The 18,048-nt window shown below is 68.8% G+C and carries 17 protein-coding genes and 2 pseudogenes; 10 read left to right on the forward strand and 9 right to left on the reverse strand.

Annotated elements, in window-relative coordinates; all coding sequences use genetic code 11:
* The first annotated feature begins 116 nt into the window (after positions 1-116).
* The 6 genes from ACGFT2_RS01850 to ACGFT2_RS01875 all read left to right on the forward strand — a co-directional run bounded on the left by ACGFT2_RS01850 (position 117) and on the right by ACGFT2_RS01875 (position 5,339).
* Entirely contained in the window at positions 117-971 is an 855-nt protein-coding gene (locus ACGFT2_RS01850) for a nuclease-related domain-containing protein (protein WP_393272470.1), read from the forward strand.
* Between the two features lie 772 nt (positions 972-1,743).
* Positions 1,744-2,115, forward strand: a complete 372-nt coding sequence (locus ACGFT2_RS01855) for a BlaI/MecI/CopY family transcriptional regulator (protein WP_393272472.1) — start codon at positions 1,744-1,746, stop codon at positions 2,113-2,115.
* Complete coding sequence (locus ACGFT2_RS01860; protein WP_393272473.1) at positions 2,112-3,053, forward strand: M56 family metallopeptidase; 942 nt, start codon at positions 2,112-2,114, stop codon at positions 3,051-3,053. Before ACGFT2_RS01855 ends, ACGFT2_RS01860 begins: the two co-directional genes overlap by 4 nt.
* 311 nt (positions 3,054-3,364) lie before the next feature.
* On the forward strand, positions 3,365-4,033 hold the full coding sequence (locus tag ACGFT2_RS01865; RefSeq protein WP_393272475.1) for a DedA family protein: 669 nt from the start codon (positions 3,365-3,367) through the stop codon (positions 4,031-4,033).
* Complete coding sequence (locus ACGFT2_RS01870) at positions 4,030-4,635, forward strand: phosphatase PAP2 family protein (RefSeq protein WP_393272477.1); 606 nt, start codon at positions 4,030-4,032, stop codon at positions 4,633-4,635. The genes ACGFT2_RS01865 and ACGFT2_RS01870 overlap by 4 nt, the downstream gene beginning before the upstream one ends.
* Positions 4,632-5,339 (forward strand): phosphatase PAP2 family protein, encoded by a 708-nt coding sequence (locus ACGFT2_RS01875; RefSeq protein ID WP_393272479.1) that lies wholly within the window; start codon positions 4,632-4,634, stop codon positions 5,337-5,339. The genes ACGFT2_RS01870 and ACGFT2_RS01875 overlap by 4 nt, the downstream gene beginning before the upstream one ends.
* A gap of 174 nt (positions 5,340-5,513) precedes the next feature.
* Here ACGFT2_RS01875 and ACGFT2_RS01880 read toward each other — a convergent pair whose 3' ends face one another.
* Together ACGFT2_RS01880 and ACGFT2_RS01885 are read right to left on the reverse strand one after the other, a co-directional pair.
* Positions 5,514-5,720, reverse strand: coding sequence for a hypothetical protein (locus ACGFT2_RS01880; protein WP_393272481.1), 207 nt, complete (start codon positions 5,718-5,720; stop codon positions 5,514-5,516).
* Between the two features lie 760 nt (positions 5,721-6,480).
* Positions 6,481-6,651 carry a hypothetical protein gene (locus ACGFT2_RS01885; RefSeq protein ID WP_393272483.1) on the reverse strand — a complete coding sequence of 57 codons (171 nt, stop codon included), beginning with the start codon at positions 6,649-6,651 and terminating at the stop codon, positions 6,481-6,483.
* Between the two features lie 266 nt (positions 6,652-6,917).
* Here ACGFT2_RS01885 and ACGFT2_RS01890 point away from each other — a divergent pair, with 266 nt between their 5' ends.
* Complete coding sequence (locus ACGFT2_RS01890) at positions 6,918-7,772, forward strand: S1 family peptidase (RefSeq protein ID WP_393272907.1); 855 nt, start codon at positions 6,918-6,920, stop codon at positions 7,770-7,772.
* Between the two features lie 514 nt (positions 7,773-8,286).
* Here ACGFT2_RS01890 and ACGFT2_RS01895 read toward each other — a convergent pair.
* Together ACGFT2_RS01895 and ACGFT2_RS01900 are read right to left on the reverse strand one after the other, a co-directional pair.
* Positions 8,287-9,963, reverse strand: a complete 1,677-nt coding sequence (locus ACGFT2_RS01895) for an FG-GAP-like repeat-containing protein (RefSeq protein WP_393272485.1) — start codon at positions 9,961-9,963, stop codon at positions 8,287-8,289.
* Positions 9,964-10,027: 64 nt separating this feature from the next.
* Complete coding sequence (locus tag ACGFT2_RS01900; protein ID WP_393272487.1) at positions 10,028-10,747, reverse strand: hypothetical protein; 720 nt, start codon at positions 10,745-10,747, stop codon at positions 10,028-10,030.
* A 395-nt stretch (positions 10,748-11,142) separates the two neighbouring features.
* On the opposite strand from ACGFT2_RS01900, the gene ACGFT2_RS01905 reads away from it, so the two are divergent.
* Together ACGFT2_RS01905 and ACGFT2_RS01910 are read left to right on the forward strand one after the other, a co-directional pair.
* Positions 11,143-12,240, forward strand: coding sequence for a hypothetical protein (locus ACGFT2_RS01905; RefSeq protein ID WP_393272489.1), 1,098 nt, complete (start codon positions 11,143-11,145; stop codon positions 12,238-12,240).
* Positions 12,241-12,283: 43 nt separating this feature from the next.
* Positions 12,284-12,820, forward strand: a complete 537-nt coding sequence (locus ACGFT2_RS01910; RefSeq protein WP_393272908.1) for a hypothetical protein — start codon at positions 12,284-12,286, stop codon at positions 12,818-12,820.
* Positions 12,821-12,877: 57 nt separating this feature from the next.
* On the opposite strand, the gene ACGFT2_RS01915 is transcribed toward ACGFT2_RS01910, so the two are convergent.
* Together ACGFT2_RS01915 and ACGFT2_RS01920 are read right to left on the reverse strand one after the other, a co-directional pair.
* Positions 12,878-14,404, reverse strand: a complete 1,527-nt coding sequence (locus ACGFT2_RS01915) for an RICIN domain-containing protein (protein ID WP_393272491.1) — start codon at positions 14,402-14,404, stop codon at positions 12,878-12,880.
* 350 nt (positions 14,405-14,754) lie between these two features.
* Positions 14,755-15,231 (reverse strand): hypothetical protein, encoded by a 477-nt coding sequence (locus ACGFT2_RS01920; RefSeq protein ID WP_393272492.1) that lies wholly within the window; start codon positions 15,229-15,231, stop codon positions 14,755-14,757.
* Between the two features lie 583 nt (positions 15,232-15,814).
* Here ACGFT2_RS01920 and ACGFT2_RS01925 point away from each other — a divergent pair.
* A complete protein-coding gene (locus tag ACGFT2_RS01925) occupies positions 15,815-16,219 on the forward strand; it encodes a nuclear transport factor 2 family protein (RefSeq protein WP_393272494.1) in 405 nt (134 codons plus the stop codon).
* Positions 16,220-16,257: 38 nt separating this feature from the next.
* Here ACGFT2_RS01925 and ACGFT2_RS01930 read toward each other — a convergent pair.
* From ACGFT2_RS01930 to ACGFT2_RS01940, 3 genes and pseudogenes are all read right to left on the reverse strand, one after another.
* Positions 16,258-16,684: pseudogene (locus ACGFT2_RS01930) on the reverse strand (transposase); the annotation flags it as partial.
* Between the two features lie 6 nt (positions 16,685-16,690).
* A pseudogene (locus ACGFT2_RS01935) lies at positions 16,691-17,236 on the reverse strand (transposase); the annotation flags it as partial.
* 37 nt (positions 17,237-17,273) lie between these two features.
* On the reverse strand, positions 17,274-17,933 hold the full coding sequence (locus ACGFT2_RS01940; RefSeq protein ID WP_393272496.1) for a DUF998 domain-containing protein: 660 nt from the start codon (positions 17,931-17,933) through the stop codon (positions 17,274-17,276).
* Positions 17,934-18,048: the final 115 nt, after the last annotated feature.

The following is an 18,048-nucleotide window of genomic DNA, read 5'->3' on the forward strand; positions in this document are numbered from 1 at the left end:
ATGCCTTGTTCGGAAAAGGCGAGCTGAGTCGAGTTGCTTGCCCTGCGGTCTTGTGGCCTCGTCTCGCTTGCTGCTGGCATATCCGCAACGCCAACACGGGAGCACAGGGGGGCCTTGTGGAGCTGCACGTCACGCGCTGGAAGCGGTACGGGCATGATCGTCTGTACGCCAACCTGCCTGATGGCACCGCGGTCGGGTGGGCGGACGTCACGACGGGGGATATCACGGTCTTGCGGGCCGAGTGTCGCGACGACGTGATCGCCGTAATCACGAAGCACTTACAGAGCCTCACCGAGCCTGCCCCGTCAGACAGGGCGCCGGAGGCTCAGGCGCGGCGGATGCTGCCGCCTCTGACACCGGCCGACGACCTGGCTGGCAAGCCTCCCGGGCAGGCCTTGCGTGATCTGCTCGCCGAATCCGGCCCCGGGCTGATGGAGCGAGTCATCTCACGGCTTCTGCGGCGGCCTTCGGAATGGGACTCATGGCGAAAGGGATTGGCGGGGGAGCGGCGAGTGGGAGCCGAGCTGAACCGCTTACGGCCCCACGGCTGGCGCGTCTTGCACTCCGTTCCCTTGGCCAACAAAGTGGATATCGATCACTTACTGATCGGGCCTGGTGGAGTGTTCAGCATCAATACGAAGCACCACCACAAGCGGGCCGTATGGGTCGGGGACGACTCCGTGAAAGTCGATCACGGAAAACCGGCGCCCTATGCACGCAAGAGTCGGGCGGAAGCCAAGCGTGTTGCCCGAGTGCTTGAGCGCTATTGCGACTTCCCGGTACCGGTGGAGCCGGTGCTCGTCTTCGTCGGTGTCACCGAGCTGAAGGTGGTCGCTACACAACTCGATGTCCGGGTGTACCAGGAGCGTCAGGTGTCGGCCCTCGCTCCGCTCTCAGGCGTTCTCACAGCCGACCAGGTGGAGCAGGTGTACAGCGTTGCCCGCCATCGTCAGGCGTGGGCCCAGGCCTGAGTTGGTGGCCGCAGTGAGCTGCCGGCAGTCCTCCTGGTCGGCCGTCGCCGGCCCCTGTGGCGTGACGATGCCGTGCGAGCGGGGGCGTCTGGCGTTGGTGCGGGCTTCGTCTTTTCCTGGACCTCACCTGCGGCGATGCTCCATGATCCCGTCCACGCCTCGTCCACAGACCTCGACATAGAGCCGCTCCGGGCCGCATACGCCTGCACATACGCGAAGACCCCGGCCTCAGCGTTTCCGCTGGTGACGGGGTCTTTGGGCACCTCATGCTGGGTGCCCCCGGCAGGATTCGAACCTGCGCACACGGCTCCGGAGGCCGTGTGCGCCACTTCCTCGTGTGCGGTGGGGACGGGTATGTGTCGGCACACGGTAGGAAGGTGCAGGTCAGGGGCACATGTGGTGGGGTCCCATAGTCCGAGGCGTGCCTATGCGTGTGGCCACCATGCCGGCTCACGGACGGGCGGTTCAGAGCGCGAGCCGCACCGACGCCGGACGGCCCTCCACCGTTGAAGGACTCGGCACGCCTGCCGCCGGCGTCCCGGAACGGCACCCGCGGCCGTCCTGTGAGGGCGGCTTGGTGACGCGGCTGGCTGGAGCAGGATGCCGATGCCGCCGATGCGATGCGATGCCGATGCCGGTGTGGGGCGGTGGAGCGGGGAGCGTGCTGAGCGGGTGGGCGGCAATATCCCTCGGCGCAGTATGCCTACCCTGTGTCTGGAGGAGAGGATAGGTCTACCTCGTTGTAGACGATCTGGTGGGGAGGAAGGGTTCCATGACGGACCGTGCGAGTGAGCGTCGGCCCGCGGGCGAGCTGGAGTCCAGCGTTCTGACGGCGCTGTGGGCGGCTGGTCAGCCGCAGTCCGCTGCCCAGGTCAGGGCGGCGTTGCCGCAGCCGCTGGCCCGTACGACCGTGGCGACCCTGCTCATCCGCCTGTACGAGAAGGGTGTGGTCGGACGCCGGCCCGGTGGACGCGGTTTCCTCTACTTCCCGGTCGAGGACTCGCACGGACTGACGGCTCGGCGCATGCACCGGGAGCTCGATCAGGACGCCGACCGCAGCACGGTCCTGGCCCGCTTCGTCGAAGGGCTCAGCGTCACGGACGAGGCAGAGCTGCGGCGCTTGCTGGAGGGGAACGGCCGATGATCGCCCTGCTGCTCATCCCTCTCGCGCTGCCCTGGCTCCTGCCGCTGCTCGCCCGGCGCGCGGTCGCCCGGGTGCACCCCGAGGTCGCGTTGTGGGCGATCACCGTCTCCGCTGCCGCGCTGGCCGTCGGAGTCGTGGCGTGCCTGGGTGCCCTACTCCTGCCCGTGGCCCTGGCCGTTCCCGCGCTCGCCACCGTCGCGCACCTCGTCGAACCGCTCCGGGCAGGTCCACGAGTGCTGGTCCTGGCGGTCTCCGTGGTGGCCGCCGGCACCCTCATGGTCATGTGCGCCACCGTGGCCCGGCGCGTCCGGTCGGAATTGCGGCGGCTGGGCGCCGTCCGTGGCGATGTCGCTCACCTTCCGCACGCCGGAGGGTTGTGCGTGGTCGACGACCCCCGTCCTGACGCCTACGCGCTGCCCGGTGGCCTGCGCGCCCGGGCGCGCATCGTGGTCACCACCGGCATGTTGCGCGCTCTGGACGCGCGCGAGCGGGAGACCCTGCTGGCCCACGAACGCGCGCACCTCGCGGGGCGGCACCACCTCTTCCTCGCCGCTGTACAGCTCGCCGGCTGGTGCCATCCGGCGCTGGCTGCCGTCGTACCGCAGGTGTCCTTCGCTGCGGAACGAGCCGCGGACGAGGTCGCGGCGCGTGCCACCGGTGACCGGAAGCTCACCGCGCGGGCCGTCGGGCGAGCGGCGCTGGCCGCCACCAGGGGACCAGGGCCGGGTCGGTTGCCCGTGGTCGCGGCTGGTGTGACGACCGGTCCCGTTCCGGCGAGGGTCAAAGCCCTTCTTTTCCAGGCGCCGCTGCGACGCGTCGCTCCCGTGTTGCTGGCCATGGGGCTGACCTGCTCGGTCGCCGCGGCGTCCGCCTTCACGGGCGCTGTCCTGCTGCACCGCGGGGTAGAGGTGGCCCAGGGGGAGAATCCGTCCCACTGACGGACGGGGAGCAAGGACAGACGGCGAGGTACACCGCGTCTTCGGTGGGCAGCGCACCCCCGGACCTCATGAGCGGTGAGCGGACCGTCGGCGGGCCACAGCGCCTGCCGCGAAACGCGGCTACCAGGTGGCCGGCTGCATGACCACGGCTGACGAAGAAACCTCCGGTGAATGCCACTCGGTCCGGAACGCACGCGGGACGTCGATCGTCTACAGTTCAGTAGACGGTCTACTTGTCTGTAGTCCGCCGAGGTTCCGCCTCCACTCGTTCCACTCGCTCCAGGTCGTCCGCAGGAAAGGGTCCCGGCCGAATGACCGCACCGCTGCACCTGGCTTCGCAACTCGCCGTGAACGTGCTCGACGCCCAGTCGTTGCTGACCGCCTTCGGCGTGCTGGGCGTCGGCGTGGTGCTGTTCGCCGAGACGGGCCTGCTCGTCGGGTTCTTCCTGCCGGGCGATTCCCTGCTGTTCACGGCGGGCCTGCTGTGCACGAACACAGCGGACAGAGCGGTGCACCTGTCGCTCGTGCCCCTGCTCGCCGTGGCGGCCGTCGGTGCGCTGGCCGGGGCCCAGTGCGGTTACCTGATCGGTCGGCGGGCCGGCGGTGCGCTCCTCGCCCGTAGCCGTTCGCCGCGGCTGCACGAAGGAGCGAAGCGGGCGGAGGAGCTCCTGGAGCGCTACGGGTATGCGAAGGCGATCGTGCTGGCCCGGTTCATCCCGGTCGTGCGCACGGTTCTCAACCCGCTGGCGGGAGTGCTGGAGGTACCCGTACGGACCTTCACGCTGTGGCAGGTGGCCGGCGGCCTCGTCTGGAGTGTGGGCGTCACCCTCGCGGGGTACGCGCTGGGCTCCTCGATCCCGAACGTCGACCGTTATCTGCTGCCGCTGGTCGCCCTCATCGTCGTCGTCTCCCTGATCCCCCTCCTGGCCGAGGTGCTGCGCAGCCGGCGAGGCGCCAAGGCGAAAGGAACGCAGCTGTGATCATGGCATTCGACGGTTCCTCCATCGACGGGTCCGTGTACGCGGACGTGGTGAGCCGGGTACAGCGCGCGCCCGGCTGGCTGAACGACATAGTGTCGCTCTGGTCGACGTTCGGACTCGCCCTGTTCGCCGTCTTCATGGTCGCCGGCTGGTGGCGGGCCCGCCGGACGGGTGCGGCTGACGCGGTGACGGCGCTGGCGGTGCCGGTCGTCGTGATCGCCGCGTACGCCGTCGACATGGGGGTGAAACTGATCGTGCGCGAGGACCGGCCGTGTCAGAGCCTGCACGCGCGGACGCTGGAGGCGTGTCCGGCGCCCGGTGACTGGTCCTTCCCCAGCAATCACACGGCGCTCGCGGCCGCCGCCGCCGTGGCCCTGGTGTTCGTCTCGCGTCGGCTGGGTGCCGTCGCGGTCGTCGCCGCGCTGGCGATGGGCGCCTCCAGGGTGTGGGTGGGCGCACACTACCCGCACGATGTCCTGGCCGGTGCGATGGTCGGCGGCCTGGTGGCGCTGACCACGATGCTCGTGCTGCGCCACCGTTCGGAAACCATGGCGCGACGGCTCGCGGCCGTCCGCCTGGGCGCCCTGCTGCTGGCCGCATGAACCGCCGTGATGTCGCCAATGTCGCCGGGACCGTCGGTCTCGGCGCCTGGGGTGCGTTCGGAGTGCTGGCCGCAGCCGTCGCCACCGGGACCGGTGGCGCACTCTGGCCGGACCACAGCCTGCTCGTCTGGTCGGTCGGCCACCGCCCTCCCACGGTCGTGACCCTGGTGCGCGGCGTGACGGCCACGGGAACCGGGGCCATCCCCTACGCGCTCGCCGTGCTGGCCGGCCTTGTGGCGGGACGGTCGGTCCGGCACCGGCTGCTCGCCGCCGCCGTCTTCGCCGGCTGCCTCGCGGCGGGGCAGACCCTGCGCTACGGCATGATGGAACTGGTCCGGCGCACCCGGCCACCACTGACGGACTGGGCCGCCCACGCTTCCGGCTGGGCGTTCCCCTCGGGGCACACCACCACGGGCGCCCTCACCGCCGGGCTGCTGATCGTCGCCGTGACCCTGCGTGCCTCGCGCGGGGCGACAGGGCTGCGGCTCGCCATCGGATGCTGGGGTGCACTCGTCGGGCTGTCCCGGATCTACCTCGGGGTGCACTGGTTCACCGACGTCGTCGGCGGGTGGCTGTTCGCCGTCGGCTGGCTGGGCATGTGCCTGTGGGCGGCCGCCCGATGGCTGCCCGGGCCGTTCATCGCGGGCACGGCACCCGCCCTGCGACCGAGGAAGGACCAGGCGCCCCGAGATCCTGGTCATTGAGGACGATCACGCCCTGCGGGACGTGCTGCGCCGCGGTCTGTCCGACGAGTTTCGCCCCCGTCCTCGCGGCCGACGGCGTGACGGGACCGCGGCCGGCCACCGGCGACGTCCCGGCGGCGGTCCTCGATGGAGGACGCGCCGAGCCCGCACACCGCCACTCGGTGAAACCGGCGGCTACACGATGTCCCGCAGTCGCTGGCCACCTTCCAGCAGTGCGCCCTGGCCCTCGCAGACGGAGGTGCCGCAGACCTGGCGGGCCGGCTCGTAACGGGCGCCGAGTGGTTCGCGGCCCTCCGTTTCATCGCCGCGTTGGCCCGGCTGGTCGTGCACGACGACGAACCACGAGCCCTCCCGGATGTCGCGGCGCAGGCTCTGGCCCACGTGCGCGACGCACGCCAGGCCTGCCGGGAAAGGTTGACGAGCGGGGGCGTACCGGGCCCAGGCGTTGGACCGGCCACCGCCGCCGAGGCCGCCGCCGTGCTCTCTCTTGCGGCTCCCATCGTGGACGCACCCAACCGCACCTCGGGTCCGCCGCACTTGCTACCTGGGCCAGCCGACTCGCAGAAGACCGCCTGGCCGGGGCCCAGACCTGGGCGCACGCTTCCCAAGCGCTCGGCGTCCCTACCGGCTCCCGGAGCACCTACCTCCGCATCACCCAGCGCACGGCCGGCCCGGAAGCGTTCTGGGAAGCGGTCCGAGCCCTGGCCGCACACCTGACCACCCACCCGTGGCCTGATCGACTACGAAGCCCGCCGCACAGCGCTTGCCAACCTCCGAGAGGTACCCGGCCGTGTCCTCCTGCCGATCCTCCAACCCGCCGGCCATGACCTCACGTGGCAAAGACAACGGCACCCCGCCGCGTGGCTGTGGGAACACCTCACCGGCGGCCAGGCGAAGGACGCCCCCACCTACGCCGAGGGCTGGGACGGCAAGAGGCATCCATCGCCTTTGCACGAGGCCGATTTCACGCAGAACTGTCTCAAGAAGCCGGGAATGCCCTGCTCTCCTGGGGAAGGCAATGGCTGGCAGCCGGCGGCATCCGGTGACAGCCAACCCGGCGCCTTGACTGCTGCGACAGGTTGATCTCGGGACGGCAGCAACGCCGTGACCGCCTGCACCGACCCACCAACACCGGGTGCCGCTAACGAACGTGGGAGACATGCCAGGGCAACTGGCCTGGCTCGGCCGGTGTCCCGCCGACGAAGGCACCGGCGGGCGGGGTGACGACTGCGAGCAGCAGCGCTGCAGCCGCGGTCAGCAGCGAGCTCTTAAGGATCTTCAGCGAGTTCTTAAGGATCTTCACAGCCGTCACCGTTGCCCATTATGTGGAATCAGGTTTGTCAAGGTTCACTCGTGTTTGCCTTGGCATAGGACTGAACTAAGGCGCGTCCGACAGGCAAGGAACGAATGTGTCCGTTGGAAGGTGGTGCGGGCTTCGTGTAGCCCGTTCGGGTGTTTCAACTAGGGCAATTGACTGGCATCGCGTGACCTTGGCAACCATCCGTTTGACATCGCGCCCCGGGCAGTCTCACCTGAAAGGTCTCACCCTTGAAGCAGTCGTCACGTCCCGCCGGGCCCATGAAGATCGCCGCCGTGGTCGTCGGCTTGCTCGTCACTGCGGTCGCCATCCCTCAAGCGAACGCCGCCCACAACCGGACCTTCTCCGCACAGTCCCTCGCGGCGGCCAGCGAAGCCGTCGGCCGAGCGGACGTGGCAGGAACCGCATGGAACATCGATCCGGCCAAGGGGAAGGTCGTGGTCACCGCGGACTCCACCGTCTCGGACGCGGCCCTGGAGAAGATCAAGCGGGCTGCCGGAGCCAACGCCGACGCACTGGCCATTCGGCGCACCGCTGGCACCCTGCGCCCACTGCTCTCTGGCGGCGACCCCGTCCACCCCGGTACAGGCCCGAGCTGCTCGAGCGGCTTCAACGTCAAGAAGGGCGCGACCTACTACTTCCTGACGTCCGGTCACTGCACCCAGGGCCGCCCGGCCTTCTACACCGACCCCTTGCACGCACAGCTCATCGGCCCCACCGTCGGTACGAGCTTCCCGGGCAACGACTACGGTCTGGTGCAGTACACCAACGCCTCACTCTCGCACCCGAGCATGGTCGGCAGCCAGCGCATCACCAGTGCCGCCAACCCCACGGTCGGCCAGAGCGTCACCCGCCGCGGCGCGATCACCGGCGTCCACGGTGGCAAGGTCACCGCGCTTAATGTGACCGTCAACTACGGCAACGGCGACATCGTGAGCGGCCTCATCAGGACCACGGTCTGTTCCGAGCCGGGCGACTCCGGCGGTCCGCTCTACGCCGGCTCGACCGCCCTCGGGATCACCTCGAGTGGCACCGGCAACTGCGCCAGCGGCGGCACTAGCTACTTTCAGCCCGTCGTAGAGGCCATGAACGCCTATGGCGTAAGCCTGTTCTGATCTGCCCCACCTGCCGACACGCCAAGGTGGATGTGCAGCGGGCGACTGCCCCCGGGCAGTGGTTCAGACCGTTGGGGCACTCCGCTCAGCGCGGGCCATCCGGTCTGGAGGCCGACTTCCACGCCGCGTCCGCCCCCAGATCGCTAAGGGCACCCGGTGGCAGAACAAGGAGGCGGGGTCGTGGCGATGGAGGATCACCGCACAGCTCACCGGGGTGCGGATGCCTGGGCCTCCGCCCCTGTTCGCCTTGGCGGACCTCCATGATGGGCAACATGGTGACTGTGGCTGGGAGGCCGAGTTCCCGCGGTGTGGGTCGGCGGGTGGATGGGCCGACCCCGAAAACGGAGTCGCCGCTACCGCCATCCGCCGTACCGTCGGCCCTCGCTCCGACTGCAGGCCTATGCATTACGCAGTGCTACACACCATCTGGCCGTAGCTGTAGGAGAACAAGGCCCTGACGAGGCGGGCACCGGGGCGCTGTGCGGTGGTCCTCGACTGCCACCGGCCCTGTGGGTTATCGGGTTCTGAAGCGGCGGTAGAGGTTTCGGGCCACGTACACGCCCGGGCCTCCGAAGCCGATGATGTCGGGGCGTCCGTCCCCGGTGATGTCGGCGAGGAAGCGGGGGTGGCGGTCGATGCGCCAGGCGCCGGCGTTGTCGTTGTACCCGAAGCCGCGGCACACCAGCGTGGTTTGCCCGAAGGTGCCGTCGCCGCGGTTGTGCGCCACCCAGACCCCTTCATCGCCGAAGCCGACGATGTCCGGGTTGCCGTCGCCGGTGACGTCGGCGAGGAAGCGAAGATGCTTCTCGCCCGTCCACCCCTGGGCGTGGCCGAAGTCGTTCATGATGAGCTTGGCGGGCTCGAAGGTACCGTCGCCGCGTCCGCGGGCGACGACGACACCCTGCGGGCCGAACCCGACGAGGTCAACTGCCCCGCCGCTCGTGGTTGCCAGCACGAACCGGGGGTGCTCTTGGGTTGAAGTCCACCCTTGGTCGGTGCCGAAGTCGTCGAGGACGTACAAGGGCTCGGCGAAGGTGCCGTCCTGGTCCTGGAGCGAGATCCAGACGCCGTCGTCGTGGCAGCCGACGATGTCGATGCGTCCGTCACCGGTGGTGTCCACGAGGAAGCGGGGATGCTTGTCGGGGAGCCAGCCGCCGGCCTGCGTGCTGTGCCCGAACGCCTTGAGGACCAGCTTGCCGCCTGCGGGCGCGAACGCCCCGCTGTTGTCCTGGGCGGCTACCCGGACGCCGTCGGCGGCGAGCACGACGACGTCGGGCCTGTCCTCACCGGTGGTGTCGAGAAGGGTCCACAGGTCCGTAGTAGCGGAGGAGGATCCGGCGGGGTGCAGCACGCGTTCGTCGTCCTCGAACGTGCCGTCTCCCCTGCCGGGCGACGTGACGGCCCCCTTGGCGGGTTTGATCCCGATGATGTCGGCCGGCCCTGTTCCGGTGGTGTCGGCGACGAGCCGTGCGCCGAGCGAGGCCCACCAGGTGGGCTGCCCGGGAGCGGGGTTGGGGACGGGCAGGGGCCCGTCGTTCTTCCATCCGCCGGCGTCCTGGTCGCTGCCGAATCGTTTGAGGACGAGCAGCATGTCGCTGAAGGAGGGCGTCGCGCCCGGTGCCGGGCGCAGCGCCGTCGAGGGGGCCAGCCTGAAGGAGCGGCGGCCGTTCCAGTGGCTCAGGGGTGACCAGCGCAGTGCGGGGTCGCTGGTGCGCTCGGGTTCGGCCGTGACGAACCGCCAGCGCTGGCTTGCCGCGTTCTCGTCGTGTTCGCGCAGGACGACTCGGGTGTCGTCCGGGCCGGGGTCGGCGAGGTCGAGGACGGCGCCGTCGGTCACGGTCTCGATGCGGTAGCAGCCCGTTTCCCCGTGGTCGGGAACGATGTGCCAGTGCTGGCTCTTCTTCCCGGTGGCGGCGTCCCATTGGCGCACGCCGCGGTCTGCGGCGGCGGGGTTGTCGAGGACCTTGCCGCCGATCGCGGTGCGGATCACATAGGCCGGGTCGTCCGGGGCTTGGCCGCCCGGTGTGGTGGGTGTGGGGGTGAGCTGCCACTGTGACGGGCGCGGGCCGTCGTCGGGGAAGTCACGGACGACGAGTGCCCCGTCCGCGGCCGGCGTGGCCTTGGTGGCGAGGGTCTGCCCTGTGGCGGCGTTGACGATCTGGACTTTCAGTTCTTGGGTGGGCACGGGCATGGTGGTGCCTCTTCCAGGCGGAGCGGACGCGGGCTGGGAACGGGGGTGGCCTGGTGGCTGTGGTTCACGTGAAGACGTGGTGGTAGGGGACGTTCCACTCGTTGGGCAGCCGCGGGTAGAAGGTGTTGATGACCGTGCCGGTGAAGTCGCCGCCCCAGTTGTAGGTGACGCGTACTTCGCTGTCGGCTGCCACCGCGTAGTCCTTGAAGCCGAGGATGGCGTCGGGGTGGGTGATGGGGACGAACGTGATGCCGCCCCATGGCGTCACTGTGACGACCCATAGCTGGGTGTCCTCGGGTGCGCCGTTCTTTCCGCGCCAGTTGTCGCTGACCTTGTCGGGCAGGCCGACCTGGACGGTGTCGGCGGTGCTCTTGGGGGCGTCCTGGTGGACGGTGATGCGCCTGCGCTGCGGCTTCGGCGTGCCGTCGTCACCGCGGCCGGCGGTGGCCTGGCCAGCGGTGGGCGGTTTGGGTGTCACCTGGCCGGCGGCGCTCTCGAGGAAGTACAGCGGCCGCTGTCCGAAGAATCCGGCTGGGGTGATGTACCACAGGTGGCCCTTGGCCTCCTTGGTGGCCGAGTCGAGTGAGGTGGCCAGTTTCACTCCCTTGTCGTGGCTCGCCTCCCCCAGTTCGGCGGGCCGCAGGTAGCCGCCGTTGTAGGCGTGCACGAGCATGACCGGCCGGTTCTCGACCAATGCGGCGACGATGGCGTTGTCGTAGCTGTTCACCGCTACGGGACCGCCGACCACCAGATTCGTCATCGCCGTGCGTTCTTGGGTGTACATCGCGAAAACCCCACCTTTTCTGGACGCGGAAAGCAAAACATCAGGCGCTCAGCATCACGCCTGCCACTCGCAATTACCGAAACTCCTGGCTACCTTGTTGGAAACGCCATGAATGGCTGAAATCGAGGCCGTCATCCATGACAACATCCGAGGTCACAGAACCGCATGCAGGAGTTTCGCGTGACAGCAGGCAAGTGACCGGCAGATCCTCAAGATAGCCTGGGCCACGTCGGGTTGCGCAGCTGCAGGTGCTTTATCACTCGATTGAGCGTGACTTATGAGGGCGCCCTCCCCGGCGTAATGCGGCCCGTGCTACTTTCACCTTTCGGATCGCGCCAGATAGCCGTTTCTATTTGACCTAGCCCGGTTTGACGAGCATCAGTCGAGGACAGGGAATGCCTTCTACCGCGTACCTCCTGGAACGGGCCAAGCGCCGGCCGTTGACGAAGAAGAACCTGCGGGAACTGGACATCGAGCAGACCTGGCAGTCCATCCTGAACCACCCCGACCTGGTCTACGTCGACAACAGCGGTGTGAAGCACAAGCCCGTCGGTTTCTCCGTGAACAAGTCCAGCTTCGGCACCTTTCCCGGCACCGCGTTCGAGCTGGGCTGGCTGGCCTACATGCACCTCGGGGAGCCGCTGATCGAGGAGCGGGGCGACATCAGCCAGCCACCGCCCGACACGTTCTCCTCGCGCTCCTACGTCAACCGCAGCCAGACCTCCAAGATGACCTTCACCGACTCGGTGGACTTCACCGTGTCGAACGGCATCACGTGGTCGCTGCACGGGGAGGCCAAGCTCACCTTCGGCGGCAGCCTCAGCGCCTCCCTCCAGCTGCAGCTGCAAAACCAGCTCCGCCTGGACCTGCAGTCGCAGCTGGGGACGCAGCTGCGCAACGACATGGCGAACAAGAACACGACCACCGTCACCAACAAGAACAGCAAGGACAACACCGGGGTCGACAACGCCAACGCCACCGAGACGGCCACGACGAACTCGTCCGGAACCTCCGCGACGAACACGACGACCAACTCGGTGGGTTTCACGACCACGGGCAGCGCCACCGGCACCGCAGCGCTCAACGCCTCGCTGCTGCTGGGCATCTCCGGCTCGGTCGGCGGCTCGCTGACCACGACCTGGGCGTCGAAGTCGCAGATCTCCGGCGACGTCCCGCCCGGCTCTCGCGTGCTGACCATGGCCACGCAGCGCCGTACCCGCAAGCAGTACCTCTACGAGATCCCGGTGACGTTCTCCGGACTGATCGCGGTCAGGTACGACGTGCCGGTGGCGGTGCTGTCTCCCCCGCAGCCGGGCACCCCCGCCGACGACCGGGTGGTCGCCCGGGACATCAGCACCATCGGCCTGGTGGGCACCGGCGACTTCCGGATGAAGGGACTGGCCGAGGTCGTCTCCGCCCTCGAGGTCGACCACACGCTCTTCGAGGTCGAGAGCCTGACCGACAGCCCTCGAGCCCTCTACAAGCAGCCGTGAGCAGCGCCCGGCGGCACCACGACGACAAGCAGGGATGACGACCATGGTGTTCGACAACATCTTCGGCTCCGCAGGCAGGAGCGCAGGCCTGTTCTCCGTGACCACCGACACCGCCAAGCCCCAGCCCGGTGAGGGCGTCGACTTCGAGGACGCCGACGAGGACACGTACGACGACACGAGCACGAGCCTGTTCAGCACCGCGATCCACGGCGGTTCCTCCCGCGCCAAGGTCGTCCAGGAGCAGTCACCCGAAGCGCGCGCCATCCTCGGCTTCCTCGGCTCCTTCATCCAGAACACCCAGGCATCGGCCGGCGCGCAGGCCCAGTACGCCCAGAACCCCGGCTCGGTGTCACAAGCGGCCGCGGCCGGCATGCAGGAGTCCAGTGCGACGGTGACGCACCACGGCGACCTGCGGAAAGACCCAGACCTGGAGAACAGGCCGAAGAAGAGCGATTTCACCAAACCTCCCACGACACCACAGCCCCCTGCAGCGGACAGACCGACCGCCGAGGAACCGCAGCCCCCCACGACACCCAGGACCATCAAGCCGGCCTCCGACAGCTCGTCCGGTTCCAGCTGAATCACACAAGTCGAGGAGGGGGGAGGGGCGAAGCTGCCCCTCCCCCCTCCTCGTGCGTCAGACGGGGAGCAGCTGCCACTGCCGGCCGTGGTGGTCACCGTCAGCCCCGTCCTGCCGGATCGCCGCTGCGGCGTTGGTGTCGACCCGCAGGAGCAGCCCGCTGTTGCGGTTCGCGATCTCGTACACCCGCGGGCTGCCGTTCGCCGAGCCCACTGGAATCAGCCTCCACTGCTGATGGTGCGCGTCCGCACCCTCGTAAGCGCGCTGCGCGAGGACCGCGCCGGCCCTCTCCTGTGCGCCGACGACCTCCAGGACCTTGCCGCTGCGCACGTTCTCGAACCGGTACAGGACGTCGCCGTTGTCCTGCCCGGCCGCGACCAGCCGCCACCGCTGGTGGTCCCTGGGGACGGCGAGCATCTGCTGGATCTCGGCCCCGTCCTTGACCGACTCCCGCGCGACCGCGATCCGCAGCCGGCTGCGGACATTGGCCCAGGACACCACCGTCCCAGACTCGGGCAGCCCCGCCATCCTCCCCGATGTGATCTTGCGGACCCGGTTGTTGTTGTGCTCGACGATGTAGAGGGTGTCGACGCAGTCCACGGCGAGCCCGTACGGGCCGCTCAACTGGGCTGAAGTCGGCGGACCGCCGTCGCCGGCGACGCCCGCAGCTCCTGTGCCGGCGACCGTGCTGATCTTCCCGCCCGTCGTCACCTTCCGGACCCGATGGTTACTGTAGTCAGCGATGTAGAGGGTCCCGGTGCTGTCCACCGCCACCCCTACGGGGGCGTTCAGCCTGGCGGCGGTCGCGGGGCCGTCGTCGCCGCCGTAGCCCGCGGAGCCTGTGCCGGCGACCGTGCTGATCTTCCCGTCCGCTGTCACCCTCCGGACCCGATGGTTGCCGTAGTCAGCGATGTAGAGGGTCCCGGTGCTGTCCACCGCCACCCCGTGGGGGCCGCTCAACTGGGCGGCGGTCGCGGGGCCGTCGTCGCCGCCGTAGCCCTGGGTGCCTGTGCCGGCGACCGTGCTGATCTTCCCGTCCGCCGTCACCTTCCGGACCCGATGGTTGGCGTAGTCAGTGATGTAGAGGGTCCCGGTGCTGTCCACCGCCACCCCGGTGGGGCTATTGAGCCTGGCGGCGGTCGCGGGGCCGTCGTCGCCGCCGTAGCCTTGGGCGCCCGTACCGGCGACCGTGCTGATCTTCCCGTCCGCCGTCATCTTCCGGATCCGATGGCCGGAATGGTCGACGATGTAGACGGCTCCGGTGTCGTCTACCGCCAGGTCACGCGGATAGTACAACTGGGCCGAGACGGCTGGTCCGTTGTCGCCGCTGGTGCCAGGGGCTCCAGTCCCCGCGAGGGTGCTGATCCTCCCATCCGTCGTGATCTTCCGGACCCGATGGCCGGTGTTCTCAGAGACGCAGACGACTCCGTTTCCATCCACCACGATCCCCAACGGGCGGTTCAACTGGGCGTGGAGAGCGGGGCCGTTGTCGCCGCTGGAGTTCGCTGCCCCGGTACCCGCGATCGTGCGGATCGGAGGTGCGGAGTTCTCACTACCGGTAGCTGCCGCCTGAGCAGTGCTCATCGTCATCCCTTCACCGTTGTGGACCGCCGATTACGGTCCAGGTCCCGACTGATTTCATGAGGCACAGGAAGGGCCGCGGGCCAGACCCAGCCTTCGTCCTGGGCACCCTCGCCAGCCCCACCCGTCCACGCTTCTGCGCGGACACAGCGGCTACCGAGTCGGGGATCTCGAACAGAACACCGATCCGACTGAGCAGGCCGCCGGTCGGACGGGACCCCACCGCGGCCCGACCACTTCGACAGCCCGACCAGGAACGCGACCGCGTCGCGATACCTGCGCCGGCGCCCTGCGACCGCCGCGTCACGCCCGACAGGAACACGCGCCCGCAGCCGGACAGAACAAGAGAGGATCTAGTCCAGGCGCAGCGCGTTGAACCGCCGCATCTTGCACAGGGGATCGGTGGGCGGGGTTGCGGTCACGAGCCGTGGATAGTCCGTGCTGGTGCGGAAGTGGTCGTCAGCCAGCAGCAGGCCGCCACGGGACGCCTGCGAAGCCTTCCCTGCCGAGGTCGTCCATCTCCGCGTACTCGCGTTCCCCGGCTCGCTGAGCTCCCATTCGAACAGCTCCAGCACCCCGCTTACCGCCGCGCCCGGCTCCGGATCGCTGCCGAACCCTGGGTGCAGTCTGCTGCCGGCTTCCCGGGGGGTGTAGTTGCCGCTGCCGACCCGCCGCTCAACAGGCCAGATTTGCCTGCCCGAAGCTCCGAGCCCGGCCAAGTGCAGAGGTGTGCCCCGCTCCGCCGTGAGCGCGGTCAGGTACAGCGAGTCGCTGCCGCTACCGACGGAGGCTTGGGCGATCTGATACGAGCCGTTGGGTAAAACCGTCATTCGCTTCCCTGTTCTATCGGTATCACCCGCGGGTGACGGCCAACCTCACCGGTTGGAGTCCACCAGCTGCAAGCTCGGCCTGGCCAGGGCGCGAGCTTTCGTCACCCGCACGGGACGCCTACACCACCATGTGGAGCGAACCTGCAGCATGAGGGGCTCATAGCCGTGCACCCTGCGCCCGGGGGGGGCGAGGACGGCTGACACCGGGGATGGGGGCAGGCGTGACGTTCTGCGAGAGCCGGTCGCAGGCGGATGTGCCCATGTCCGGCGAACTCCCTGGTTGTTCGAGTTCGGGAGATAACGGACAGGCTTGCTCTGCGGAGCGGTCAGTGGTGATCAACCGCTGCGCTGGCGCCGTGAGAGCTGGCGATCTGGTGCGGTGAATCCGAAGGCTTAAAACTCCTAACAGAAGGGGTCGAAGGTGGGGTGAGCCGGGTGACGATCTCTCGAAGCCGTTGCCACGGTGGACGGCTGTCGCCTGGGATCCGCCCAAAGGGAGGACTTGGCAGCCCATGTCTGCCCGACCGGGGGCCGGCTGTGGCCCGGGGCGCCTAGGCTGTCACCGCTACGGAAGGGCGGTGCCATGGATGACGACTCCCGGACCAGGGCCGCGATCGAGGAGCATTGGCGGGCCTCGGAACGCGGGAACACCGATGTCGAGCACGCCATCTACGCCACGGACGCGATCCTGGACTACCCGCAGTCAGGTGAGCGGTTCCGGGGCCGCGCGACGATTTCGGCGCAACGCGGCGGACACCCGGCCGACCGACACTTCACCGTCCAGCGGATCACCGGCCACGCCCATCTGTGGGTGAGCGAATGCGTGATCACTTATGACGGTGTGCCTTCGTACTCGGTGAGCATCATGGAATTCGCTGACCAGCACGTGGTGCACGAAACACAGTACTTCGCCGACCCCTTCCCAGCGCCGCCCTGGCGAGCCGCGCTCGCAGAGCCGATGCCAGGCCGAACGATCGCTGGAACCTGATTCCCGGCCTCGTTCGGGTCAGCCGACTGATCAGCCTGTCACTTTGTTGAAGTTCTAGGGACTCCTATCGCGCTGATTTCAAAGCGCCTCCAGCAGATGAGCGCGCATGCGAGGGTGAGGAAGGCTTCATGGATGTCGCCTGCGGATCTCCCAGCGGATCCGCAGGCGACGGAACCAGTGCAGGTGAGCGAACGCGCGCTCCGCGACCCAGTGTTGGGTGCCGAGTCCGGAACCGTGATCGATGCCGCGGCGGGCTATCAGCGGTTTCACGCCGAGGTCCCGGACCAGCCGGCGGAACTTGTCGTGGTCGTATCCGCGGTCGGCCGGCACCACGTCTGGGCGGCGCCTGGGCGGACCGCGCTTGCCGCGCACGGACGGCACGGCTTGGAGGAGCGGGATGAGCTGAGTGTCGTCGTTGCGGTTGCCCCCGGTCAGGGTGACGGCGAGGGGGATGCCGGTGGCGTCGGTGAACCGCGACAGGGCGTGTTCCACGCGCGCTCGTGCCCGGCGATGGACGGCGTTCTCTGCCTCCTGCGACGGGCTGAGGTGGCTCTGGCCTCGTCGTTTGCGGTGCGGGATGAGGAGGCCAGTGCCCTGGTAGCCGCCATCGGCGAGGGTCGGGGCGCCGCAGCAAACCCGATCGATGCCGGACTCGGCGAAGGCCCGGCAGTCGTTGCGGCTGCCGGGCAGCGGAAAACCGATGGCCACGACCAGGCGACTGTTGGCGTCGATGACGACCTGCAGGTTGGTCGAGTACCGGTAGTTCTTGCTGGATGCGGCGACACTGCGGTCGCGGGTGGGTACCAGGGTGCCGTCGACGATGTAGACGGTGTCCTTGCGCGGCCGACGCGCGGGCGAGATGGCCAGCAGCGGTGCGAGATGGTCCAAGATGCGGTCGGCCGCGGACTTCGAGACTCGGAACGACGGCGCCACCTGCCGCAACGTGAGGTTCGTGCGTCAGTACGTCGCCACCAGCAACACCCGGTCCTCGAGCGACAGCCGCCACGGCCGGCCACGCGTTCAAGGCGTATCCCGGTGACCGGTTCACTGAGACTCAGGCCCTGACCTGCTTGTGTCCTGCCCACGGGGTGCTGCCTGGAAGCAGACCGCGGGCACCGACAGCCAGCGTCCACAGCAGGAGGGGAAACGTCGCGACCCGCTCCATCCCTCCCATCCCCAGTCCCAGGTAGTGGTGGGAAAGGAAAAGCCCCAGGGCCGTGATCGCCGTGATCCCCAGGAGGCTGGTGGCTCGCCGCAGTGGGCCCGGGACATCGTTCGACAGCCCGAGTCCGGCCAGCAGAAGGCCGATGTTGCCCGTTCCCATGATGAGCAGGGCACCGAGGACGTGCTGGTTCTCGTTGACGTCCGCAGGCGCCAGCCCGGCGAGCACGAATCCCACGCCGGCGCCGGCCAGGAGAATGCGGGCCACGGCGGCGGTTGCACCTCGGCGCCACACGGGCCCGGTGAGAGCGGCGCCGACCATCAGAAGTGCCCCCAGGGCGATGAACGAGCCGTTCATGAGGTCGTGGCCGGGCGAACAGATGTACCGCGGCTCGGGTTCCTGCTGCATGGCGCAGTGAGCGTTACCCAGGTCACTGATGTTGTTCCGCGCCCAACTGTACGGTCTCACCCAGGCCGACTCCGTGATCCCGTGGATCACGAAGAACTGCACCACACCCGCCAGCCATGCGAAATATCCGATCCGAGCCTTCACGTGTCCCCCTTCTGCCGCGCGATTCCCGCACGAGCCAGCGGATCACGTGGCACTGTTCCCGAACACTCCGGCGAGCCCCCGAAGCCGGGTAGGGCGGACCCTACGAACGGGCCCG

It is taken from the genome of Streptomyces sp. NPDC048514 (assembly GCF_043199955.1).
Taxonomy (GTDB): Bacteria; Actinomycetota; Actinomycetes; order Streptomycetales; family Streptomycetaceae; genus Streptomyces.

Bases quoted from the DNA above. Each gene is read 5' to 3' on its own strand.
- ACGFT2_RS01920 (WP_393272492.1), bottom strand. From the start codon at position 15,231: ATGACGGTTTTACCCAACGGCTCGTATCAGATCGCCCAAGCCTCCGTC.
- ACGFT2_RS01910 (WP_393272908.1), top strand. From the start codon at position 12,284: ATGGTGTTCGACAACATCTTCGGCTCCGCAGGCAGGAGCGCAGGCCTG.
- ACGFT2_RS01855 (WP_393272472.1), top strand. From the start codon at position 1,744: ATGACGGACCGTGCGAGTGAGCGTCGGCCCGCGGGCGAGCTGGAGTCC.
- ACGFT2_RS01900 (WP_393272487.1), bottom strand. From the start codon at position 10,747: ATGTACACCCAAGAACGCACGGCGATGACGAATCTGGTGGTCGGCGGT.
- ACGFT2_RS01865 (WP_393272475.1), top strand. From the start codon at position 3,365: ATGACCGCACCGCTGCACCTGGCTTCGCAACTCGCCGTGAACGTGCTC.
- ACGFT2_RS01860 (WP_393272473.1), top strand. From the start codon at position 2,112: ATGATCGCCCTGCTGCTCATCCCTCTCGCGCTGCCCTGGCTCCTGCCG.
- ACGFT2_RS01905 (WP_393272489.1), top strand. From the start codon at position 11,143: ATGCCTTCTACCGCGTACCTCCTGGAACGGGCCAAGCGCCGGCCGTTG.
- ACGFT2_RS01895 (WP_393272485.1), bottom strand. From the start codon at position 9,963: ATGCCCGTGCCCACCCAAGAACTGAAAGTCCAGATCGTCAACGCCGCC.
- ACGFT2_RS01925 (WP_393272494.1), top strand. From the start codon at position 15,815: ATGGATGACGACTCCCGGACCAGGGCCGCGATCGAGGAGCATTGGCGG.
- ACGFT2_RS01875 (WP_393272479.1), top strand. From the start codon at position 4,632: ATGAACCGCCGTGATGTCGCCAATGTCGCCGGGACCGTCGGTCTCGGC.
- ACGFT2_RS01915 (WP_393272491.1), bottom strand. From the start codon at position 14,404: ATGAGCACTGCTCAGGCGGCAGCTACCGGTAGTGAGAACTCCGCACCT.
- ACGFT2_RS01890 (WP_393272907.1), top strand. From the start codon at position 6,918: ATGAAGATCGCCGCCGTGGTCGTCGGCTTGCTCGTCACTGCGGTCGCC.